Consider the following 19,681-nt stretch of genomic DNA (forward strand, 5'->3'; position numbering starts at 1 on the left):
CTTCACAGCCTTGAGCGCTGTGAAGGAGGCCTTCACGGCTTTTCGCGGCTCCGCCTGGACATAGCGTCCGGGGTGTGCGGTGGTCATGCGCCCCAATGTGGCGTTGGTTGCGTCCAACGCACCGAACGCCACATTGGGTGCGTCCAACGCACCCAATGCCACATTGGGGCGTTTGGGGCACCCCGGAGAGCGGGGCGGGTGGGTTAGTCGTCCTCGGGGTGGAGGTCGGGGAGGGGCGGCGGGGTCCAGGTGAGGTCGTCCTGGGGGAGCAGGGCGGTGGCGCGCTGGGTGGCCGCCAGGTACTCGGCGTGTGCCTGCGGGTTGGCGGGGCCGCCCGCGGCCATGTAGCCGTCGAACTCGAGTGCCTGTGCGGCGCTGACAGCCGCGACCTGCCGCAGGAACTGTTCAGCCCGCCGGGTCTGCTCCCGCAGCTCCGTCAGGTCGAAACCGTCCTGCTCCAGCTTTTCGAGGCGCCGGCCGATGTCGTGATGGGAGTCCGCGGCATCCATCGCCGCGGCCACCGCACGACGCAGCGGTTCGGCGCTCGGATGGGGCGGTGCCGGCCCGTTCTCGGCGTCCATCCCCCGACCCTACCTCCGGACATCAGGATTCGGAGGGCATCAGCTCCCGGCTGCCATCCCACGCGACGTCGACCGTGGCGAGGACGTCACCGGGCTCGTCGTAGTCGTCGATCTCGCCGTAGCAGAAGTTGAAGTACCCGGACTCGTACCGTCCGGTGCGCAGCAGCGCGAATCCCCACTCCCGCAGTTCCCGGACCGATGTCTCGTGTTTTCGCAGCGCGGAGTTCATTTCGGCGAAGCCGATGAATCCGTAATCCACCTTGTTGATCGAGATCTTGCGTTGTTCGTAAGCGAAGTAGCCGTAGCGCATTGCTTCCCCTAATGGTGTGCTTGTTGCCGCAACTCTATGGCCTGCCTCTGTCGCCGTGCCAAGGTGTTTCACCTGAAAGGAGGTCCCCATGCCCAGACCCAAACCGAAACCGCAGGCACGCGGACTTGCAGAGGGGTTACGAAATACGCGTAAGGCCTGCAAGCTCGCGATGATCGAGGTGGCCGAGAAACTGGGGTGGTCGCAATCCACGCTGAGTCGTATCGAGACCGGTTTACGCAATGCATCGGCCGAAGAGGTGTCGGCGCTTCTCGCCGTGTACGGCGTGACAGGCGAGAAGAAGGAACGGCTGCTACAGATGGCTCGCGATGTGGAGCGGCCTACGTGGCTCGAGACCGCGTACGCCGACGTACCCGAGCAGGCCAAGACCCTGGCCACACTCGAACCTGACGCGATCCAGATCGTTGAGGCAGCGGTGACGGTGATTCCGGGCTTGTTGCAGACACCGTCCTATATTCGATCGCTGATGAACTCCGCAGGCGTGGCACCCGGAGATATTCAGCCCCGGGTCGACCTCCGGTTGAAACGGCAGAAAGTACTGGATGCCAGGAAACCGCCGGGTCTCACCGCCTTCATGGATGAGGCCGTCCTGCATCGTCGCATTGGTGGCGCTCAGGTCATGGGAGACCAGTTCCGTCACCTGCTCGCGATGGCCGAACGCCCGACCATCGAACTGAGGATTATGCCGTTTGATATTGGTGGTCATGCCTCGGTCGAAGGAATGTATGTGTTGCTGGAGTTCGGCGACGGTCGTCCGGTGGTGCATCTGGAACAGCTCAGCTCTGGGTTGTTTCTCGACCAGCCTGCCGACGTGAAGCCCTACCTTCAGGCTACGGCCAGTTTGAACGCGGCGGCCTTGGATCCTATGCAGTCGGTGCATATGATTGAACGCCTCCTTGCAAGCTACGAGTGAGTAGACTGCACGACATGGACCTGATCTCCGCGACATGGCGCAAGTCCAGCTACAGCGCCACCCAGTCGGCCTGTGTCGAGGTCGCCTTCGGTGGCGTGGAAGCGGCCATCCGGGACTCGAAGGACCCGGCCGGAGGCGCACTCGTCCTCGGCCGGGCCGCCGTCACCGCACTAGTTGTCGAGGCTGGCGCGCAACGAGGCGATCTTCTGGGCCAGTAGTCCGGGCTCGCCCGGCAACACGGTGATGTACCGGTTGCCGGGCGCCCCGGACAACTCCATCGCGACGCGGCCCGAGTCGATGTCGAGGTAACTCAGCTCGTCTCGCGCCACTTCGCGCTGCCCGCCACGAGGCCGCTTCGCTACCGTGAACTGGCCGAGCCCGTAGTAGGGCTGGTTGAACACGTCGTCGAGCATGCGGGCCGCGCGGGTGCGATCCTCTGAGCGCTCGTAACGGCCGTCGCCGCCGTCGGTGCGGAACTCGTCCTGTGGCAGCGAGAACGTCGGGAAGCTCGCGGGCGCGTACTCCGGCAGATTGGCGACCAGCACCTCCGGCGGCTGCTGGCGGTCCGGGACCTCCTTGAGCCACACCCGCTCGCCCGAGCACAACGCGGTGACCGCGACCCCGCCCGCGACGGCGACGAGCACACCGAACTGCTCGTTCATGTCGCGGGCGTACGCGAAGTACTCCGACTCGGGCCGATCCAGCGTGTGCAGAATGTCCTCGAACTCGCCGGTCAGCCGATCACCCCTGGTGAACCCGAACTGCGCGAGCTCGTCCAGCGCCTCACGGCTGACCTGTCCCTCGGCGGACGGCGGGATGTACCGCAGCCCGCCCGCGAAGATCGGATGCGGATCGCCGCACCCGGCGTGACGCATCGCGGTCAACACGGTATTCAGCGTGAGCTCCACTGCGCGCGTGAGCACTACGTCACCCTCCCCTTGGCCACGGTGCTACTTGCGCTGTTCGCCGATGACGGGCGGCATGGGTTTGACCTCGGTGCCGCCGAACGTCTCGTCGGGGTCGGGGTTGAGCAGGTAGGACGGAGCCTTGTGCTCCTTGTCCTCCTCCTTCTTGCCCTTGCCTCCGGCACCCGCGCCCATCGGCATCCCGTTCGCGCCCTTGGCACCCGCAGCCCCGGCAGGCCCACCCGGCATCCCAGCCCGACCGCCTCCCGGCACCCGCTCACCCGGCACTCCAGCACCAGATCCGCGCCCAGCACCCGCGCCCCGACCCGCTCCCGGCTCGTTGGCGCCACTACCGCTACCGCCGCCTCCGCGATAGCCGCCGCCGGTGCCGCCCGGCCCGCCGCCACCAGGCGTGTACCCGGACCCATACGGCCCGAACTCGCCGCCACCACCTGTCGACGGGAACGGATTCACCGGCTGCCCGGTCGGCCCGAACTGGTAGTTGTTCGACGCCGCGGGCGGCACAATCGGCTTCGGCACATAGGAATTCGCACGCGTACCGTCCGGAATGGACGATGTGTGTCCCGGCGGCTGCTGCCACTCGCCCGGCCGATTGGGCTGCTGCCCGCTCTGCCCGCGCTGATCTCCGCCGGTCGTGGTCCCAGTGTTGCCCGTGTTGGTCCCCGGCTGCTGCGTGCCGCGCCCAGTTCCCGTGTCGGTTCCGGTGCCGGTCCCGGTACGGGTGTCCGTGCCGAACCCGCGAACCTGCTTACCGTCCTGACCGCCCGTGTCGCCGGTGCCGCCCTGCGGGGCCATGCTGACCGGCGCCCCGGGATCCCGCAGCTCGGAATACTGCGTCGGAATCCGCGCGTTGTTGTCGCCGCTGGACGAATGGTAAGCACTGAACGTATCGATATTGTGCTGACTGTCCGCCTGCCACTGTGAAACCTTGTCGCGATAACCACCGCTGTTGCCGCTGAGCGCGCTGACGAGGTCTTCGGCGGTGAACTCCGGCTGCTGCGCCGGCACCTTCTTCACACTGTTCCTCGCCGAACTGAACGCCGTCATCTGATCCCCGACCGCCTGATCGGCGTTGGAGAGATGCACACTGTCGTCAGCCGACGCCATCGCCAACGGCTCAGTCGAATCTGCCGCCGCCTGAGCAGCCCCACCCTGCCACCCGGACAGAGTCTTCTCGCGCAACTGGACGACCCGATTGGCCCGGTCATTCAGCTTCTTGCCCAAATCATCAATGATCCCTTGGGCGTCGGACAGTGAGCCCGTACCTGGGCCGCCGGTAATCTGATCGTAGATCTCCGCAGCCGTCAACGGTCCCTCGGCAACCATCAGCGCCCTCCCTTGATGTTTGCCAGCGCCTCACCGGCGACTTCCTGCGCGATCGCGCACGGATCCATTTTGCCGATATTCGCGTCGGACAACGTGATGATGGTATTGAGTAGTGAAGTGTCGCTGGTTCCTACGCCAACTATGCATTCACCCTTGGTGTTGCGCGTATCTGTGAATCCATAAGCGACCGCCGGATGTCCTTCAACGGGTGGAACCTCCATGAAGAATTTAAGGTCCGTGCCGTGAAGGCGGTAAATCCTGCTCAGTCCTTCAGGGGGGGTGGTGAAAAGGTTTACTACCACCTGTTTGTTTGTGTTTCCAGGTGGTTTCCAGGTGCATGTCGGCCCTGCAGTTGCTTTCAGGTCTGCATTTGACTTCGCGTTTTCGCCAAGGAGTCTGGAGACTTGCGTCCCTGTGAGGGTGTTGCAAGGTGCTTGGAGATAGGAGGTGACGTCGATCGGGTTGGCAACCTTGGGTGCTCCTTGGCCAGGTGCTTGCCCCCCGGGGCTGTTGGGTGCCGTTTGGCTCGAGGTGCCGACCGCTGTGGGTGAAGGTTGCGCATTGCCCGAGGTGGGGGTCGAGCAGGCGCTGAGCGACAGTGCAGCCACGCCCAGCACTGGAGCAATCCAGCGAGTAGACGACCTCACAGAATTCCTCCTCCTGCTTGCTTGACGTCACGCTTGCCGGTCTCTTCGGCCGTGGCGTACTTGCCTAAGGCGGCGATGTACTTGTCGGCCATGTCTCGGCAGTACTTCTGGCGCTGTTCGAAAGTTGCAGCGAGGGCGGCACCAGATTCGTGGATGCGGTCAGCGTGTCCGCCGCTCGCGTACTCCTTGCCAGGGCCTTCTATTGCGACCAGCAGCTTGGCGTTGTTCGCATCTTGCTGGAACTCGTTGGCCAGGTCGGTCCAGTCCTTGACGAGGGAGTGGAGGGTGGCTTCGTCGTATTGGAAGCCGGGGGTGTCGCCGGTGAGGTCGGTGACCCAGGAGCTGGGCGACTTGCCACCGTAGCTGCCGCCGGGTGGCGGCGCCTCGGGCTCGAACCAGCGGATGTTGCCGTTCGGATCGTAGGTCGGCGGCTGGTCAGCCATGGCGTTTCACCCCCGTCACCCCGAATGGTTCCGGTGTGCAAGGGCGCGGGCGCCCCGAAGCCGTCGTCATCACTGTGCTCTCCCCGTAGCAGCAGGGTGCTTTCTCCCCGGCACCCTGCGTAGTCCGACGCACCGGAGCTTACCTGAGTTCCTGCACGACGTCGTCCGGTCCGCAAGAAGATCCGTACCGGGCTGAATAGTGCTCGTGAACATCGTGACTAAACGTAATTGCCATTCGGGTGAATGTGTCGTCAAGGAGCGCATTTTTACTGGTGAAGACCCCTTTATGCATGCACACTCAGCGTGATGATTACGCGTAAAGTGGCGCTCGTCGCAGCTCTGGCCCTCCCGCTCGCCCTTTCCGGTTGCACGACCGAAACCGCGCCGGGACCCGCCTCTGAATCGGCACCGCCACCGGCGGAATGGGCGCCCCGGCAGCCGCGGCCCGCCGATCGTGACCGGGCCGCGCTGGCGGAGGTGGACAAACTGGACCTTTGCGCATTGATCGACCTCGGCGTCTACGCGAAGCGCAAGGCGAACGACACCCCGGTCAACCTCGTGCCCTGGATACGCGACGACCGGCGCGAGTGCCGGTTGACGCGCGACGACGCACCGCTGCTCACGGTGACCGACGAGGAATCGACCGGCGACACCGAACGGCGGTTCAGCACCGTGGTCGACCTGGGCGGGATCAAGGGGTATCAGCTGGAGAGCCGACGCGGCGGGGAGACCGTCGATTGTGTGTATCGCATTCCGGTCAGTTTCCGTCGCGCGATCCGGATCGATCCGTACGTCGGCAGAGCCGAGGGGCCGCATGCCTGCAAAATGGTCAAGGATTTCGCGGCCGGGGCGGCGGCGAAACTGCCCAAGAACCTCGTCTATCCGCCGGACGGGCAGGACACCGGGGCGGTCGGGGCGTGTGCGGATCTGCTGGGCGGCGAAATCTGCGATCCGGCAGTCCCGGTGCCGGTTCCGGAGGATCACCGGGAGCTACTGGTCGCTGGCGAGCACAATCCGAACGTGCTGTGCGCGACGTTCGCCGCAGCGGTTGCCCAGGTCTACGGACCCGGTTTCCGTCCGGTCGCCACACCGAATGCCTGTTATTTCGTCGAATCACAGCACCGGCTCCAGATCGAAGCCGGATTCACGGCTAGGGGTGACAACGCGGGCATTTTCGGTTCGGATACCACGTTGTGGAAGGACAAAAAGAAAATAACCGTGGTCGACAAGCCCGCGGTCATGTATCAGACCCTCGGCGAGGACGAATTCGACATCTACGCCTCGCCCACCGGGGACCTCGACGAACGTGGGCACGTCCGATTCCGGCTGAGTGCGAAGGATGAACGCGGGATACACAGCGACGCGCACCCGAAACTGTCCAAAGAGGACTGGGTGCGCGCGCTGCGTGTCATGGAACTGGTGATCGACCGGCACTTCCTCGGTTGGTGATCACGGCGTCGGGGAGCAGGCCGTGGAGCCGACGGTGACGCTGCCGGTGATGCCCGAGTCCGGCATGAAGTCGATGCGCAGCATGGTCAGCGCCATGCTGCCGTCACCGGGCAGGTTCTGGATGTTGAACACCGCGTTCGCCAGCACGGTGCCGCCGGACTTCGTCAGCGGCTTCGTGTAGTTGGCGGGCATGGGCGAGGGCAGGCCGGTGATGCCGCTGAGGCCGCCGAACGTCCAGTTCGCGTTCGTTTGCGTCTGGGTGGCGGTGCAGGTGACCTCGTAGTTCCTGATCCGGACGCGCGGGCCGCCGAGACTCACCAGTGCGGACAGTTCGAAGTTCGTCCCGGTCGCCTTCGACGTCGTGGTCGTGACGTGGCTGGCCGGGTCGGTCACGGTGGTCGTGCATGACGAGGTGCCGCCGCCGAAGCTGACGCCGGGCTTGGTCACCAGGCCGGACTGCGCGCTCGTCGGGCCTTCGACGGCGCAGGGGGCCAGCGTCGGGATCGTGCTCGTAGTGCCGGACTTGGTGAAGTCGGCCGCGCCGAGCGAGGCGACGCCCGCCGGAGTCGCGGCCTGAGCGGGGAGGACGCCGGCGGTCAGCCCCGCCACCAGCAACGCGGTCAGTGCGCCGGCTCGTTTCGCCATGGTGCTGCGCATTTCGTGTCCTCCTCGCTCGCCTTGCCCGTACGAGGTGAATATCCGTCAGGTTGTTTCGGCTGTTGCGTTCACCGCCGATGTGTCACTCGTTCGTGCGAGACGACCACCCGTTCGTAAATACAGTCGTGTATCCGTATGCGACTATGTATCTTGGCGGGCATGCCGACCTACCGCGTGCTCGTCCGGGGCAAGTTCGACCGGCCCGACGAGCCGACCCGAGCCCGGCTGCTCGCCGCCGACCAGCCCGAAATGGCCTTCACCGAAGAGGGTTCGCTGTCCTACAACCACCATCTCGCGAGCTTCGGCTTCCGGATCGTCGTGCACGTCGAGCCGGGGGAGAACGCCGAGCGCGAAGCACGTGATCAGGCCGAGCTCAAGGCGATGGAACTGCTCGAGGAACAGCGCTACCCGTATCGGGATCTCGGATCCACCGCGACCTGCATGGACGACATCAAGATCAACCGTCGCCGCTGAGGCGACGGCTCAGAACGCGGTGATGTGATTCACCGGGCTACTCGCCGTTGATCGTGCGGAGGATTTCCGTCGCGAGAAACCGCCGGGTCCGGGCGCGCGCCGAGATTTCGGTGAGAACACCAGCATCGACGAGCTTCAGGACGTTCTGCGTCGCGGCTCGGTGAGTGACATCCAGTAGTTCCGCCGCCTGGTTGATCGTCATAGCCGGCCTGGCGAACAATGCATCGACCAGTTGAGGCAGGAGCGCGGACGTACGGGCTGAGGTGACGTTCGCCCGGTACTGCTCGCGCAATGAATGCAGGGCCACGGCTCGGTCACGGGCGTCGGTGGCTTGGTGTGCCAGGACTTCAAGGAAGAACCGAAGCCAGCCGACCCAGTCGCCGCGCGTGCTCACCGCCAGCAGCCTGGCGTAGTACTCGTCGCGCCGGGGTTCCAGATATGCGGACAGGTCGAGTAGCGGCGCAGGGAGAAGACCCCATTCCACGAGCAGCAGGGTCACCAGCAGGCGGCCCAGCCTTCCATTGCCGTCGATGAACGGGTGGATGGCTTCGAACTGGTAGTGCAGGCAAGCGACGGTGACCAGTGGTGGGAGGCTGTGCTCAGCGTGCAGGTACTTTTCGAAGGCGTCGAGACATTCCCACATCCGTTCCGGCGGCGGTGGCACGTAGGTGGCGGTGTCGAGGACACAACCCGGCGGCCCGATCCAGTTCTGGGAGCGGCGGAACTCGCCTGGAGTCGCGTAGCCGCCGCGGACGTCGGTAAGCAGGATGTCGTGTGCCTCGCGGAGTAGCGGCAGGCTGAGCGGGAGGCGCCGGTCGGGGGCCAGCAGGTACCTCAGTGCGGAGACGTAGTTGAAGACTTCCTGTGCGTCGGACCCGTCGGTTGCGTGGTGCGGTTGGAGTTCGAACAGCACGAGTTCGGAGTAGGTGGTCTGGGTCCCCTCGATACGGCTGGAGAGGACTGCTTCGCGGCGGACGAGTGATTCGGCCAGGAGTGTGGCGCTCGGCAGCGTCCGGCCGATACCCGCGAGTTCACCGACCGCCCGGTCCGCGATCGACAAGACGGCTGCCAGTTCGGTGGTGAACTCGACGTCCGGGGGTAGCGGGGGCGGTACGAACGCGCGGTAGCCGCGGTCCGTTCGGACGAGGTGCTCCCGCCTGCCTTGCGTCAGGTCGGTCAGGTCCATGAGTAGTACACAACTCCGGTTACGCCAGTTTAGTGATACCTATCTCGGAAAAAGTATCACACCTGGCGGTCTGTGCTACTTGAGTGCGTGACATGTCGTTATGGACGGTAGGCAACCTGTTCGTGCGAGGGCTTCTTTGCTCTGTGTGGCACCCCGTCCGGAGGCATCCGCCGCCGGTGTCATGTTCGTCACCGTTTCCGCAGGACAGCGGGTAAACGGCGGCACTGGGCGTACTACTACGCTGGAGGCCGACTCGACTGGTGCATGAGAGAGCGGAGCCGACGTGTCTGTGTCTTCACCAGCCCCCGGGGCGGGATCCAGCCCCGCTGTGCCCGGTGACGCCCTCGCGGACCTGCGCGCGACCGTTGGGCTCCAGATCGCCGACGAGACCCTGCTCCGCTCGATCGCGGGCGGCCTGGCAGAGGTCGAGAAGCTGCTTCGCGACGTCGTGCGCAGCGACGTCCAGGCTGTCAACGACGCGGCGTCGCACCTGGTGGAGGCGGGGGGCAAACGTTTCCGTCCGCTGTTCACGCTGCTCTCCGCGCAGTTCGGGCCGAAGCAGGACGAGCACGTCATCATCGCGGCCGCCGCGGTGGAACTCGTGCACCTCGCGACGCTGTACCACGACGACGTCATGGACGAGGCGACCATGCGGCGGGGCGCGGAGAGCGTCAACGCGCGGTGGGACAACACCGTCGCGATCCTGACCGGTGACTTCCTCTTCGCGCACGCTTCGCGGCTCGTCGCGGATCTCGGGACCGACGCCGCGCGGATCATCGCGGAGACCTTCGGCGAGCTCGTCACCGGCCAGATGCGCGAGACCGTCGGGCCCCGCGAAGGGGACGACCCGGTCGAGCACTACCTGACTGTCATCGCGCAGAAGACCGGCTCGCTGATCGCGACTTCCGGCCGGTTCGGCGGGATGATGTCCGGCGCCGCCGAGGAGCACATCGAGGCGCTGCGCCGCTTCGGCGACATCATCGGCACCGCGTTCCAGATCTCCGACGACGTCATCGACATCGCCTCGCCCTCGGCCGAGCTGGGCAAGGTGCAGGGCACCGACCTGCGCGAAGGCGTCCGCACGCTGCCGATGCTCTACGCGCTGGCCGATCCCGCCACCGACCCCCGGCTCATCGAACTGTTGTCCGGCCCGATCGCCGACGACGCGTTGGTGGCCGAGGCGCTCGAACTCCTCCGCCGGTCCAGCGGCCTTGAACGCGCACGGGTGACCCTTTCCGACTACGCTCAGCGAGCACGTGCCGAGCTCGCAGCGTTGCCCGCGTCCCCTGCGCGGGACGCGTGTGAGTCGGTCGCCGACTACCTGGTCGAGCGCACGCACTAAGGGCACTAAGGGGCAGGGAAGATGTCCATTTTCGGACAGGTGTGGCTGTGGAGCCTGCTGGCGTTCTTCATCGGCGTGCTGCTGACCTGGCTGCTGCTGGTGCTGCCCGCCCGCAAACGCGTTCGTGAGCTGGAAGGCGCGCTGAGCGACGCCCGCGCCGACGCCGCGCGGACACCGGCGAACGCGGCCGCGCTCGCCGCGGGGGCCGGGGCAGTGGGCGCCGCGGCAGCCGGAACGGCGATCTTCGCGCGGCCCGGCGCCGACGAGGAGCAGCCCGCGCGGGGCTATCCGGACACCATCGTGGAACAGGAGCCGGTCGCGGCCCCGGAGTACGGGCAGCCGGCCGAAGCAGGTTCTCATCGCGAGCCGGAACCGCGGCCGGAGCGGGACGAAGAGGCGCTTACGGCGACGCAGGTCTTCCAGCCGGAACAGCCGGAACCTGCTTACCCGGCGGAGGATCACGAAGCCGCGTACGACGCCGAGCCGGAGCCCACGCCCGAGCCCGCTCCCGCTGCGGAGGAGTTCACGCATTCCATCGAGCGGGTGAGCGACCCCGAGCCGGACTACCGCGCCGCGGCGACCGAGTACCTCAGCGTGCCGCCGGAGAGCGCTTACCAGTCGGACACGACGGAGTACCTGCCCCCGGTCGAGCCGCCGCTGCCGGAGGAGCCCGCTCCGCCGGCGGGGTCGTTGTTCAGCTCCCCGCTGGAAGACGCCGAACCGGCCGAGTACGAACCCGAGGAGCCCGCCGAGTCCCTCGAATCCGCCGAGGCCGGGGTGGCCGAAACCCCGGCGGAGCCGGAAGAACAGCCCGCTCAGACGGGTTCGCTGTTCCAGTCGGAACCCGTGGCCGACGCTCCGCAGCGCTCGATGCTGGAGGAGAGGCTCGAACCGGGTGGCGAACCGGCTTCCCTTTTCCAGCCGTCTTCCCGCACCGAGTCCGAACCGGCGCCCGACTGGTTCGACAAGGAGCCGTTGCCGGAGCGGTCCCCGTTCGAGGAGCCCGCTTCCGCGTCCTACCTCGGCGAGCACGCGGCGACCGGACAAGATCCGTCCACATCGGACACGCCCGCGTACGCCTTCGGTGGTGGCGAGGAAACGGCTTCGGACGGCGTGCTCGAGGACGTTCCGGAGGAGACTCCCGCGGAGGCCACCCAGGTGCTGCCGAAGCGGCAGCCGAGGGAGGCGCCGCGTGGCGGATTCGAGCCGCCGCGGCCGATCCAGCCGTCGATGCGGCCGGTCGAACGGCGCGACCCGGAACTCACCGGCGGGCACAGCGGATCGCTCTTCGAGCCGTCCGTGCAGCCGAACCAGGTGGTGGCCTCGATGGCGCAGCCGCCGGAGCCGCCGCCCGCGCGGGAAGTGGCCGAGGATTCGGTGCCGCCCGGTCCGTTCGGCCCCGGTTCGGCGATGCCGCGTCCGGGCGGCGGACGTCCCGCCGAGGGCTTCGCGGTCAAGGCGAGTGTGACGGCTTTGCGGTACTGCACCGAGGATTCGCCGCAGTTCCCGCGCATGGTGGCCGAGGTCTGGTTCCGGACGCCCAGCGACGCCGAGCGCGTCGGCTTCCGCCCCCTGTCCTGACGTACCCACCGTCCACAACGGACGGACGCGCACCGGGTCACCAAAAGTCCGTGGGGGCCTCCTTGAGAGACTCAGAGTCCCTCAAGGAGGCCCCCACGGACCTCGGAAGCGGGGTTACACGACCGTCCAGGTGTCCTTGCCGCGCAACAGACCCTGCAGATCGGGCGTGCGGGCGGTGCGGGCCTGTTCGACCTGGGCGCGGGCGCCGTCGTCGTAGGTGGGGCGCTCGACCTGGCGCAGGATGCCGGTCGGCACGTGCGTGAGGTTCTGGTCGCCCAGCCGCGTCAGCGCGAAGGCGTACGAGGTGTCGGCGATCGACGGGTCGTGCACGACGAGGTTGTCCTCGCCGATGTCGGCGACCTTGGCGATGTCCAGACCACCCCAGTCACCGCGCTGGACGCCGAACTCGCCCTCCGGGCCGAAGCGGATCGGCTCACCGGCCCGCAGCGGGATCAGCCGCTGCGCCGCCTCGTCCTTGTCCTTGAGGACGTCGAACGCGCCGTCGTTGAAGATCGGGCAGTTCTGGTAGATCTCGACCAGCGCCGAGCCGCGGTGCTTCGCGGCGGCTTCGAGGACCTCGGTGAGGCCCTTGCGGTCGGAGTCCAGCGCCCGCCCGACGAACGACGCCTCGGCGCCGATGGCCAGCGAGAGCGGGTTGAACGGGGTGTCGACCGAGCCCATCGGGGTGGACTTGGTGACCATGCCCTGCCCGGACGTCGGCGAGTACTGGCCCTTGGTGAGCCCGTAGATCCGGTTGTTGAACAGCAGGATCTTGATGTTCACGTTGCGCCGCAACGCGTGGATCAGGTGGTTGCCGCCGATGGACAGCGCGTCGCCGTCCCCGGTGACGACCCACACCGACAGGTCCGGCCGGGCGGTGGCCAGGCCGGTCGCGATCGACGGCGCGCGGCCGTGGATCGAGTGCATGCCGTAGGTGTTGAGGTAGTACGGGAAACGCGAGGAGCAGCCGATCCCGGAGATGAAGACGATGTTCTCGCGCTTGAGCCCGAGCGTCGGCAGGAACGACTGGACGGCGTTGAGCACGACGTAGTCGCCGCACCCGGGGCACCAGCGGACTTCCTGGTCGGATTTGTAGTCCTTCGCCTTCTGCGGGTCCTCGGTGCTGGGCACAAGGTCCAGACCGCCGAGAGTGGGCAGCCCCAGATCGATCGCGGTCACTTGACCCCCTCCGTAACACTGCTGGTGATGATCTCGGTGAACACGTTCTGCAGTTCCTCGGCCTTGAACGGCAGCCCGGCGACCTTGGTGTGCGAGTGCACGTCGACGAGGTACTTCGCCCGCAGCAGGAGCGCGAGCTGGCCGAGGTTCATTTCCGGGACGACGACCTTGTCGTAGGAACGCAGGACGTCGCCGAGGTTGGCGGGCAACGGGTTCAGATGCCGCAGATGAGCCTGCGCGATCGGCATCCCGAGCTTGCGCACCCGGCGGCACGCGGCGCCGATCGGGCCGAACGAGGAGCCCCAGCCGAGCGCGAGCACGCGGGCCTTGCCGCCGCTGGGATCGTCGACGACGACGTCCGGGACGTCGATGCCGTCGATCTTCGCCTGGCGCAGCCGGACCATCTTGTCGTGGTTGTCCGGGTCGTAGGAGATGTGGCCGGTGCGGTCGGCCTTCTCCAGTCCGCCGATGCGGTGCTGGAGCCCGGGGGTGCCCGGGATCGCCCACGCGCGGGCCAGCGTCTCCGGGTCGCGCACGTACGGCCAGAACTCGCCGGATCCGTTGTCGGAGTTGGGTTCCGACGCGAACTCGACGCGCAGGTCCGGCAGGTCGGCGACGTCCGGGATGAGCCACGGCTCGCTGCCGTTGGCGATCGCGCCGTCCGAGAGCAGCAGCACCGGGGTGCGGTACTTCAGCGCGATGCGGGTGGCCTCGATCGCCGCGTCGAAGCAGTCCGCCGGCGAGAGCGGCGCGACGATCGGCACCGGGGATTCGCCGTTGCGGCCGAACATCGCCTGCAGCAGGTCGGCCTGTTCGGTCTTGGTCGGCAGCCCCGTCGACGGCCCGCCGCGCTGGACGTCGATGACGACCAGCGGCAGCTCGGTCATCACGCCGAGACCGACGGCCTCGGACTTCAGCGCGACACCGGGGCCCGACGTCGAGGTGACGCCGAGCGCGCCGCCGTAGGACGCGCCGAGCGCGGCGCCGATCCCGGCGATCTCGTCCTCGGCCTGGAAGGTGATGATGCCGAAGTTCTTGTGCTTGCTCAGTTCGTGCAGGATGTCCGACGCCGGGGTGATCGGGTACGTGCCGAGCAGGATCTGCAGGCTGGACTGCTGCCCGGCGGCGACGATCCCGTAGGCGAGCGCGGTGTTGCCGGTGATCTGGCGGTAGGTGCCCTTGTCCAGCTTCGCCGGGGCGACCTCGAACGTCGTCGCGAAGGATTCGGTGGTCTCGCCGTAGTTCCAGCCCGCGCGGAAGGCGAGGATGTTGGCCTCGGCGATGTCGGGCTTCTTCGCGAACTTCTCGCGCAGGAACCGCTCGGTGCCCTCGGTCGGCCGGTGGTACATCCACGACAGCAGGCCGAGCGCGAACATGTTCTTGCAGCGCTCGGCGTCCTTCTTGCCGAGCCCGGTGTCCGCGAGCGCACCCTGGGTCAATGTCGACATGGCGACACGGTGCACCTGGAACGAGGACAGCGTGTCGTCGTCGAGCGGGTCGTTGTCGTAGCCGACCTTGACCAGGTTCCGCTTCGAGAATTCGTCGGTGTTGAGGATGATCGTCCCGCCCGACGGGACATCGGCGAGGTTCGCCTTCAGCGCCGCGGGGTTCATCGCGACGAGGACGTCGGGCCGGTCGCCGGGGGTCAGGATGTCGTAGTCGGCGAAGTGCACCTGGAACGAGGAGACGCCGGGGATGGTGCCCTGTGGTGCCCGGATCTCGGCGGGGAAGTTCGGCATCGTCGACAGGTCGTTGCCGAACGCCGCGGCCTCCGACGTGAAGCGGTCGCCGGTCAGCTGCATACCGTCACCGGAGTCGCCGGCGAACCGGATCACCACCCGGTCCAGCTTGCTGACCTCGGTGGGCCTGGTAGCGGCCAGGCCGGCGGACGCGCCGTGGCCGTTGCCGTTCGCACTCGTGCTCATGGGTCAGGGATTCCCTCTCTCCCGACATGCTGCGTGGCCCGGGTCGGCTCCCGGGGTGGACGCCCGCCCGGTGGTGTCGGCTCCGGCCACAGGGCCTTCCACGAGGTTAGCTCGTACCGGACCTCAGGGTCGTCGGGTGCCCGCTCGATGGACGCCTTCCGGGCTGCTGTTCCGGCGTCGTTCGCCGGACGTCCTATTTACCTGTAACTGATGGTAACGGTTAACTTCGCGGATCGCTGTGACCCACGTCTCGGCGCCGACCGTAGTGGCCGGGTGTCGAGGTCTTCTCAACGCCCGCTGATCCGGGTCTTCATCGCCGCGAGTCGTTCCGCGAAGGCCGGTGAGGCCAGCGAAGCGAGCTGCGGCGTGATCTCGGCGTCGACAGCGTCGGCGTGCTCGGTGAGTCCCCGGCTGTTCCGTAGTGACTGCTTCGTCGCGAGGACGACGTCGCGTGGTGCGGCCACGGCCGGAGCGGCGAGGTCGAGTGCGGCGGTGAGCAACGCGTCGTGATCGCCGTCGACGATCCGCAGCGCGAGCCCGGCGCGTACGGCGGCGTCGGCGTCGAGTACTTCGCCGAACAGTGTCATCGCCGCCGCTTGCTGGCTGCTGACGGCCTTCTGGACCATCCAGGTCATCCCGCCGCCGGGATGCAGCCCCAGCTCGAGGAACCGGGCGACGAACTTGGCGCGGGGACCGGCGAGGCGCACGTCCGCGGCGAGCGCGAGGTTGAGGCCCGCGCCGACGGCCGCGCCGCCGACCGCGGCGATCGTCGGGAGCCGACATCGGGCCACGGCGAGGAAACCGTCGTAGATCGCGCGGAGGCCTTCTTCGTTCGCGGTGCCCAGCGCGGTCAGGTCGGCGCCCGCGCAGAACGCCGGAGGAGCGCCGGTGACGACGACGGCGTGCACGGCCGTGTCCGCTTCGGCTCTCGCGACGGCTTCGGCGAGTTGGGCGGAGAGGTCGAGCGTGAGCGCGTTGCGGGTGTCCGGGGCGTCGACGGTCAGCAGCGCGACGCCCTTGTCGTGTTCGCTGCGGATGGTGTCGCTCATTCTTCGAGCGTGACACGGAACACGTGCCGGTTTCCCGGAATGTGGCGCACGCCGCCCTTTTCGGTATCGCTTCAAGATTCGGGAGAGGGCGGTCGTTCCAACAGGCGGGACAACACGACCGTGGAGACGGTCCGGTCGACGATCTCCAAGCCGCGAAGCCGCTCCAGCGCCGTTTCCAGATGGTGGATGTCGCTCGCGCGCAGGTGCACGATGGCGTCGGCGGCGCCGGACACCGTGTAGGCGGCGACGACCTCGGGCAGCGGTTCGAGCCGGGCGCGGATACGCGCGGGCGTGATGTTGCCGTTGCAGGTGACCTCGACGAACGCCTCGGTGCCCCAGCCGAGCGCCTCGGGGTCGACGACAGCCGTGAAACCCCGTAGGACACCGGTTTCCAGCAGCCGGTCGACCCGTCGCTTCACCGCCGGGGCGGACAGGCCGACGACCTTGCCGATCTCGGCGTAGCTGGAGCGCGCGTTAGCGACGAGGCACGAAACGATTCGCTGGTCGATGGTGTTCACACGCAATGCTTAGCACGTGGATGCGCAGCGAACAGCGATTGATTGCGGTATTAGGCGAGCCTTACCCTGCATTCATGCAGGGATCCCGACCGCTGGAGCAGCCGCGCGTGCCCACCACGCGCCGATACCTGATGTGCCCGCCGCGGTTCTTCGCGGTGGAGTACGCGATCAACCCCTGGATGGACCCGAGCCAGCCGGCGAGCGCCGAGGTCGCGCTCGAGCAGTGGACCGCGCTGCGCGACACCTACCGCAGGCTCGGCCACACCGTCGAAGAGATCGAACCCGAACCCGGCCTCCCGGACATGGTGTTCGCCGCCAACTCCGGCACGGTCGTCGCCGGCCGCGTCCTCGGCTCGCGGTTCCGCGCGCCGCAGCGGGCCGCCGAGGCCGAGCACTTCCGCCGCTGGTTCGTCGAGCACGGCTACCGCGACATCACCATGCCGGAGAAGATCAACGAGGCCGAGGGCGACTTCGCCTGGACGGGGAACCTGCTGCTGGCGGGTACCGGCTTCCGCACCGACCCCGCGGCGCACGCCGAGGCGCAGGAGGTCCTCGGTGTCCCGGTGGTTTCGCTGAACCTCGTCGACCCGCGCTACTACCACCTCGACACCGCGTTGTTCGTGCTCGCCGAAGCCACCGACACCACCCGCGCGCAGATCGCGTACTACCCGGACGCGTTCTCGCCGGGGTCGCGCCGGGTGCTAGAGCGGCTCTTCCCGGACGCCGTGCTGGCCGACGCCGCCGATGCGGAGTGCTTCGGGCTCAACGGGGTTTCCGACGGCCGCAACGTCGTCCTGCCGGTCGAGGCGACCGGCTTGGCCGCGCTCCTGGAAAAGCGCGGTTACGAACCCGTCTTCGTGGACATTTCGGAGCTGCGCAAGGCCGGTGGCGGGCCGAAATGCTGCACGATGGAGATCCGCAAAGGCTAACTGCGGGTAAAAAGATGTAACTCTCGCGCTAATCGCTCGATAGATCCACAAACCCGACCGAAAGATCTGAGCGAGGCGAGAGATGGCGGTGGCGGTCAACCTGGCCGTGCACGGGATAGGCCGCCCGGCCAGGGCGCTCGACCCTGGGGAGGACGAGCGCTGGGTGACCGAGGAGCAGTTCGAGCAGCTGCTCGACGCGGTCGCCGGCCGGCCGGACGTGCACCTGAGCTTCGACGACGGCAACTCCTCCGACGTCGAGATCGCGTTGCCCCGGCTGGTGGAGCGCGGTCTGCGCGCCGAGTTCTTCCCGCTGGCGGGCAAGCTCGGCGAGCGGGGTTACGTCGATTCCGACGGCGTGCGGGAACTCGTGCGCGCGGGCATGACCATCGGGTCACACGGCTGGGAGCACCACGACTGGCGGCGGCTCGACGACCGGCGGGCGCAGCGGGAACTCGAGAAGGCGCCGCGGGTGCTCGGCGAGCTGAGCGGGACGCCGGTGCGGCGTTTCTCGCTGCCCTACGGCGCTTATGACCGCCGCGTGCTCGGGCGGCTGCGCGCGGCCGGGGCGATCCGGGTGTACACGAGCGACGGTTTCCCCGCGCGGGCGGACAGCTGGCTGCAGTCGCGCACCGAGGTGCGGCACGATCTCGACCAGCGGTGGCTCGACGACGTCCTCGCCGGTGCGGGCACTGTGTACCGTCGAGCGGGACGCTGGGCCGCCCGCTGGGTGCGGCGCGTCGCGCGCTAGCTGGAAGTTTGTCAAGCGCGTTTGAACAGTGGGAAAACTACTGACGCCTGGCCCTTGAGTTCGGTGACGCTGCGGTGCATCCTGAGTACCCGCCGCGCACGTAAGGAAGTCTTCCTAACAAATGGGAGCCAGGTTATGCGGAAACTGATCCTGCTCGTGACCCTCTTGCTGGCCGCGGCGGTGACCCCATCGGCTGTGGCCGCGCCTTTGGGTGGGTCTTTGGGTGCTCCGGCTGATGCTTCTGGTGCTTCTGTACAGGCGGGGCCGAGTGCGGCGGAACTGCTGGCGAAAACCGCGGGCTGCAAGCAGATCTCGAAGGGCAAGTACAAGACCGACGAGGAAACCGGGGCTTCGGTGTCGGTCTGCGACGCCAACGGTGCGGTGTTCTGGAAGGCCGACATGGACATCGACTGCGACGGTCAGCGGACCGCGCAGTGCAACGAAAAGACGGACTGCTGCTTCCTGCCGGACACCGCTTTCCCGCAGTCCGACGGGAAACCGCTGAACGCGGCCGCGTTGCCGTATGTCGTCGTGCCGCAGGCGAGCGGGATCTGGAACTACGAGGCGTCCAAACTGAAGGGCGCGGGTTCCTGCGCGGTGATCTACAACAACAAGGTGGTCTACGCGGTCATCGGGGACACCGGTCCGAAGTCCATCATCGGTGAAGCCTCCTACGCCACCGCCAAGGCGCTGGGCATCAACCCCGACCCGAAGAACGGCGGCGTCGACTCCGGCGTGACCTACATCTGCTTCAAGAACTCCACGGTCTCGCCGATCGAGAACCACAGCAAGGCGACCTCGGTCGGTGAGGGGCTGGCGACGAAGTTCGTGCAGAGCAACTGATTCTTTCTCGCTCTTCTGCGAGGGGCGTCTTCGGTGCGGTGGTCGCGCCGGGGCGCCTCTCTGTTTGGTGAGTCCACAATGGATGGCTGAGGTGGGCGTGCTGAAGGGCGCTTTCAGTGCACACGCTGCACTCAAGGTGCCCTTCAAGGGCAGGGACAGGGGCAGGGGCTCGACTCGGCGAGGGTGGGAGGCAGCGCCTGTGTCGCGAACGCGTCGTTCGCGACGATCACCGTCCCGAACGACGCGTTCGAGACATAGTCTGTCGCCGCGTAAAGCCTCACGTGTCACGCACTCCGGCCCCTCCGGATGCCGTGAAGGGGTCCTTCATAGCGCTCAACGCCCTCAGGGACCCCTTCGCAGCCGTTATATCCACAAAGGACAAACGCGTCGGCGGCGTTGACGGCTTGTCCGGGGTGGGGCGGGTGCTGAAGGGCGCTTTCAGTGCGCCGGACGTGCTGAAGGGCGCCTTCGGTGCGCGCGATGCACTCAAGGTGCCCTTCGGCACCTCGGCCCGTCGGCGCTGGGTGCCACGTGGGGGGGGGGGGGGCGGGGGGGGGGGGGGGTGTGGGGGGCGGGGGGGGGGGGGGGCGGCGCGGGCGGCGCCCGCGGGGAGCGGCGCCCCCCCCCCGCACCCCCC

At 67.4% G+C, this 19,681-nt stretch carries 21 protein-coding genes; 9 read left to right on the forward strand and 12 right to left on the reverse strand.

Annotated elements, in window-relative coordinates:
• Positions 1–203: 203 nt before the first annotated feature.
• Together ACFWX1_RS44775 and ACFWX1_RS44780 are read right to left on the reverse strand one after the other, a co-directional pair.
• Positions 204–581, reverse strand: coding sequence for a hypothetical protein (locus ACFWX1_RS44775; RefSeq protein ID WP_378396026.1), 378 nt, complete (start codon positions 579–581; stop codon positions 204–206).
• 22 nt (positions 582–603) lie between these two features.
• Positions 604–891 (reverse strand): hypothetical protein, encoded by a 288-nt coding sequence (locus ACFWX1_RS44780; protein ID WP_378396027.1) that lies wholly within the window; start codon positions 889–891, stop codon positions 604–606.
• An 88-nt stretch (positions 892–979) separates the two neighbouring features.
• Here ACFWX1_RS44780 and ACFWX1_RS44785 point away from each other — a divergent pair, with 88 nt between their 5' ends.
• Positions 980–1,822, forward strand: coding sequence for a helix-turn-helix domain-containing protein (locus tag ACFWX1_RS44785; RefSeq protein ID WP_378396028.1), 843 nt, complete (start codon positions 980–982; stop codon positions 1,820–1,822).
• A 14-nt stretch (positions 1,823–1,836) separates the two neighbouring features.
• Positions 1,837–2,040: a DUF397 domain-containing protein gene (locus ACFWX1_RS44790; RefSeq protein ID WP_378396029.1), complete on the forward strand. Its 204-nt coding sequence runs from the start codon at positions 1,837–1,839 to the stop codon at positions 2,038–2,040.
• Here the strand turns inward: ACFWX1_RS44790 and ACFWX1_RS44795 are convergent.
• The 4 genes from ACFWX1_RS44795 to ACFWX1_RS44810 all read right to left on the reverse strand — a co-directional run bounded on the left by ACFWX1_RS44795 (position 1,993) and on the right by ACFWX1_RS44810 (position 5,164).
• A complete protein-coding gene (locus tag ACFWX1_RS44795; RefSeq protein WP_378396030.1) occupies positions 1,993–2,709 on the reverse strand; it encodes an ESX secretion-associated protein EspG in 717 nt (238 codons plus the stop codon). The two genes, ACFWX1_RS44790 and ACFWX1_RS44795, sit on opposite strands and share 48 nt — an antisense overlap.
• A gap of 63 nt (positions 2,710–2,772) precedes the next feature.
• Complete coding sequence (locus tag ACFWX1_RS44800; RefSeq protein WP_378396031.1) at positions 2,773–4,074, reverse strand: hypothetical protein; 1,302 nt, start codon at positions 4,072–4,074, stop codon at positions 2,773–2,775.
• Positions 4,074–4,682, reverse strand: coding sequence for a DUF3558 domain-containing protein (locus tag ACFWX1_RS44805; protein ID WP_378396032.1), 609 nt, complete (start codon positions 4,680–4,682; stop codon positions 4,074–4,076). The genes ACFWX1_RS44800 and ACFWX1_RS44805 overlap by 1 nt, the downstream gene beginning before the upstream one ends.
• A 35-nt stretch (positions 4,683–4,717) precedes the next feature.
• Positions 4,718–5,164 (reverse strand): hypothetical protein, encoded by a 447-nt coding sequence (locus ACFWX1_RS44810; RefSeq protein WP_378396033.1) that lies wholly within the window; start codon positions 5,162–5,164, stop codon positions 4,718–4,720.
• Between the two features lie 306 nt (positions 5,165–5,470).
• On the opposite strand from ACFWX1_RS44810, the gene ACFWX1_RS44815 reads away from it, so the two are divergent.
• Positions 5,471–6,613, forward strand: coding sequence for a hypothetical protein (locus ACFWX1_RS44815; RefSeq protein WP_378396034.1), 1,143 nt, complete (start codon positions 5,471–5,473; stop codon positions 6,611–6,613).
• On the opposite strand, the gene ACFWX1_RS44820 is transcribed toward ACFWX1_RS44815, so the two are convergent.
• Complete coding sequence (locus tag ACFWX1_RS44820; protein ID WP_378396035.1) at positions 6,614–7,270, reverse strand: hypothetical protein; 657 nt, start codon at positions 7,268–7,270, stop codon at positions 6,614–6,616.
• Between the two features lie 159 nt (positions 7,271–7,429).
• On the opposite strand from ACFWX1_RS44820, the gene ACFWX1_RS44825 reads away from it, so the two are divergent.
• Complete coding sequence (locus ACFWX1_RS44825; RefSeq protein ID WP_378396036.1) at positions 7,430–7,744, forward strand: DUF6204 family protein; 315 nt, start codon at positions 7,430–7,432, stop codon at positions 7,742–7,744.
• A gap of 37 nt (positions 7,745–7,781) precedes the next feature.
• Here ACFWX1_RS44825 and ACFWX1_RS44830 read toward each other — a convergent pair whose 3' ends face one another.
• On the reverse strand, positions 7,782–8,930 hold the full coding sequence (locus ACFWX1_RS44830) for a Fic family protein (RefSeq protein WP_378396037.1): 1,149 nt from the start codon (positions 8,928–8,930) through the stop codon (positions 7,782–7,784).
• Between the two features lie 289 nt (positions 8,931–9,219).
• Between ACFWX1_RS44830 and ACFWX1_RS44835 the strand changes: the two genes are divergently transcribed.
• Together ACFWX1_RS44835 and ACFWX1_RS44840 are read left to right on the forward strand one after the other, a co-directional pair.
• Positions 9,220–10,272 carry a polyprenyl synthetase family protein gene (locus ACFWX1_RS44835; protein ID WP_378396038.1) on the forward strand — a complete coding sequence of 351 codons (1,053 nt, stop codon included), beginning with the start codon at positions 9,220–9,222 and terminating at the stop codon, positions 10,270–10,272.
• Between the two features lie 21 nt (positions 10,273–10,293).
• Entirely contained in the window at positions 10,294–11,853 is a 1,560-nt protein-coding gene (locus tag ACFWX1_RS44840) for a hypothetical protein (protein WP_378396039.1), read from the forward strand.
• Positions 11,854–11,967: 114 nt separating this feature from the next.
• Here ACFWX1_RS44840 and ACFWX1_RS44845 read toward each other — a convergent pair whose 3' ends face one another.
• From ACFWX1_RS44845 to ACFWX1_RS44860, 4 genes are all read right to left on the reverse strand, one after another.
• Entirely contained in the window at positions 11,968–13,032 is a 1,065-nt protein-coding gene (locus ACFWX1_RS44845) for a 2-oxoacid:ferredoxin oxidoreductase subunit beta (protein ID WP_378396040.1), read from the reverse strand.
• The gene (locus ACFWX1_RS44850; RefSeq protein ID WP_378396041.1) at positions 13,029–14,957 is read right to left on the reverse strand and encodes a 2-oxoacid:acceptor oxidoreductase subunit alpha; all 1,929 of its coding nucleotides are present in this window, start codon (positions 14,955–14,957) and stop codon (positions 13,029–13,031) included. Before ACFWX1_RS44850 ends, ACFWX1_RS44845 begins: the two co-directional genes overlap by 4 nt.
• Positions 14,958–15,244: 287 nt before the next feature.
• A complete protein-coding gene (locus ACFWX1_RS44855) occupies positions 15,245–16,006 on the reverse strand; it encodes an enoyl-CoA hydratase (RefSeq protein ID WP_378396042.1) in 762 nt (253 codons plus the stop codon).
• A 71-nt stretch (positions 16,007–16,077) separates the two neighbouring features.
• Entirely contained in the window at positions 16,078–16,524 is a 447-nt protein-coding gene (locus tag ACFWX1_RS44860; protein ID WP_378323555.1) for an Lrp/AsnC family transcriptional regulator, read from the reverse strand.
• 74 nt (positions 16,525–16,598) lie between these two features.
• Between ACFWX1_RS44860 and ddaH the strand changes: the two genes are divergently transcribed.
• From ddaH to ACFWX1_RS44875, 3 genes are all read left to right on the forward strand, one after another.
• Positions 16,599–17,453, forward strand: a complete 855-nt coding sequence (gene ddaH / locus ACFWX1_RS44865) for a dimethylargininase (protein WP_378396043.1) — start codon at positions 16,599–16,601, stop codon at positions 17,451–17,453.
• Between the two features lie 82 nt (positions 17,454–17,535).
• The gene (locus tag ACFWX1_RS44870; protein WP_378396044.1) at positions 17,536–18,201 is read left to right on the forward strand and encodes a polysaccharide deacetylase family protein; all 666 of its coding nucleotides are present in this window, start codon (positions 17,536–17,538) and stop codon (positions 18,199–18,201) included.
• A gap of 135 nt (positions 18,202–18,336) precedes the next feature.
• Positions 18,337–19,044 (forward strand): glycoside hydrolase family 75 protein, encoded by a 708-nt coding sequence (locus ACFWX1_RS44875; RefSeq protein ID WP_378396045.1) that lies wholly within the window; start codon positions 18,337–18,339, stop codon positions 19,042–19,044.
• Positions 19,045–19,681 lie beyond the last annotated feature (637 nt).

Source organism: Amycolatopsis sp. NPDC059021 (genome assembly GCF_042739895.1).
Taxonomy (GTDB): Bacteria; Actinomycetota; Actinomycetes; order Mycobacteriales; family Pseudonocardiaceae; genus Amycolatopsis.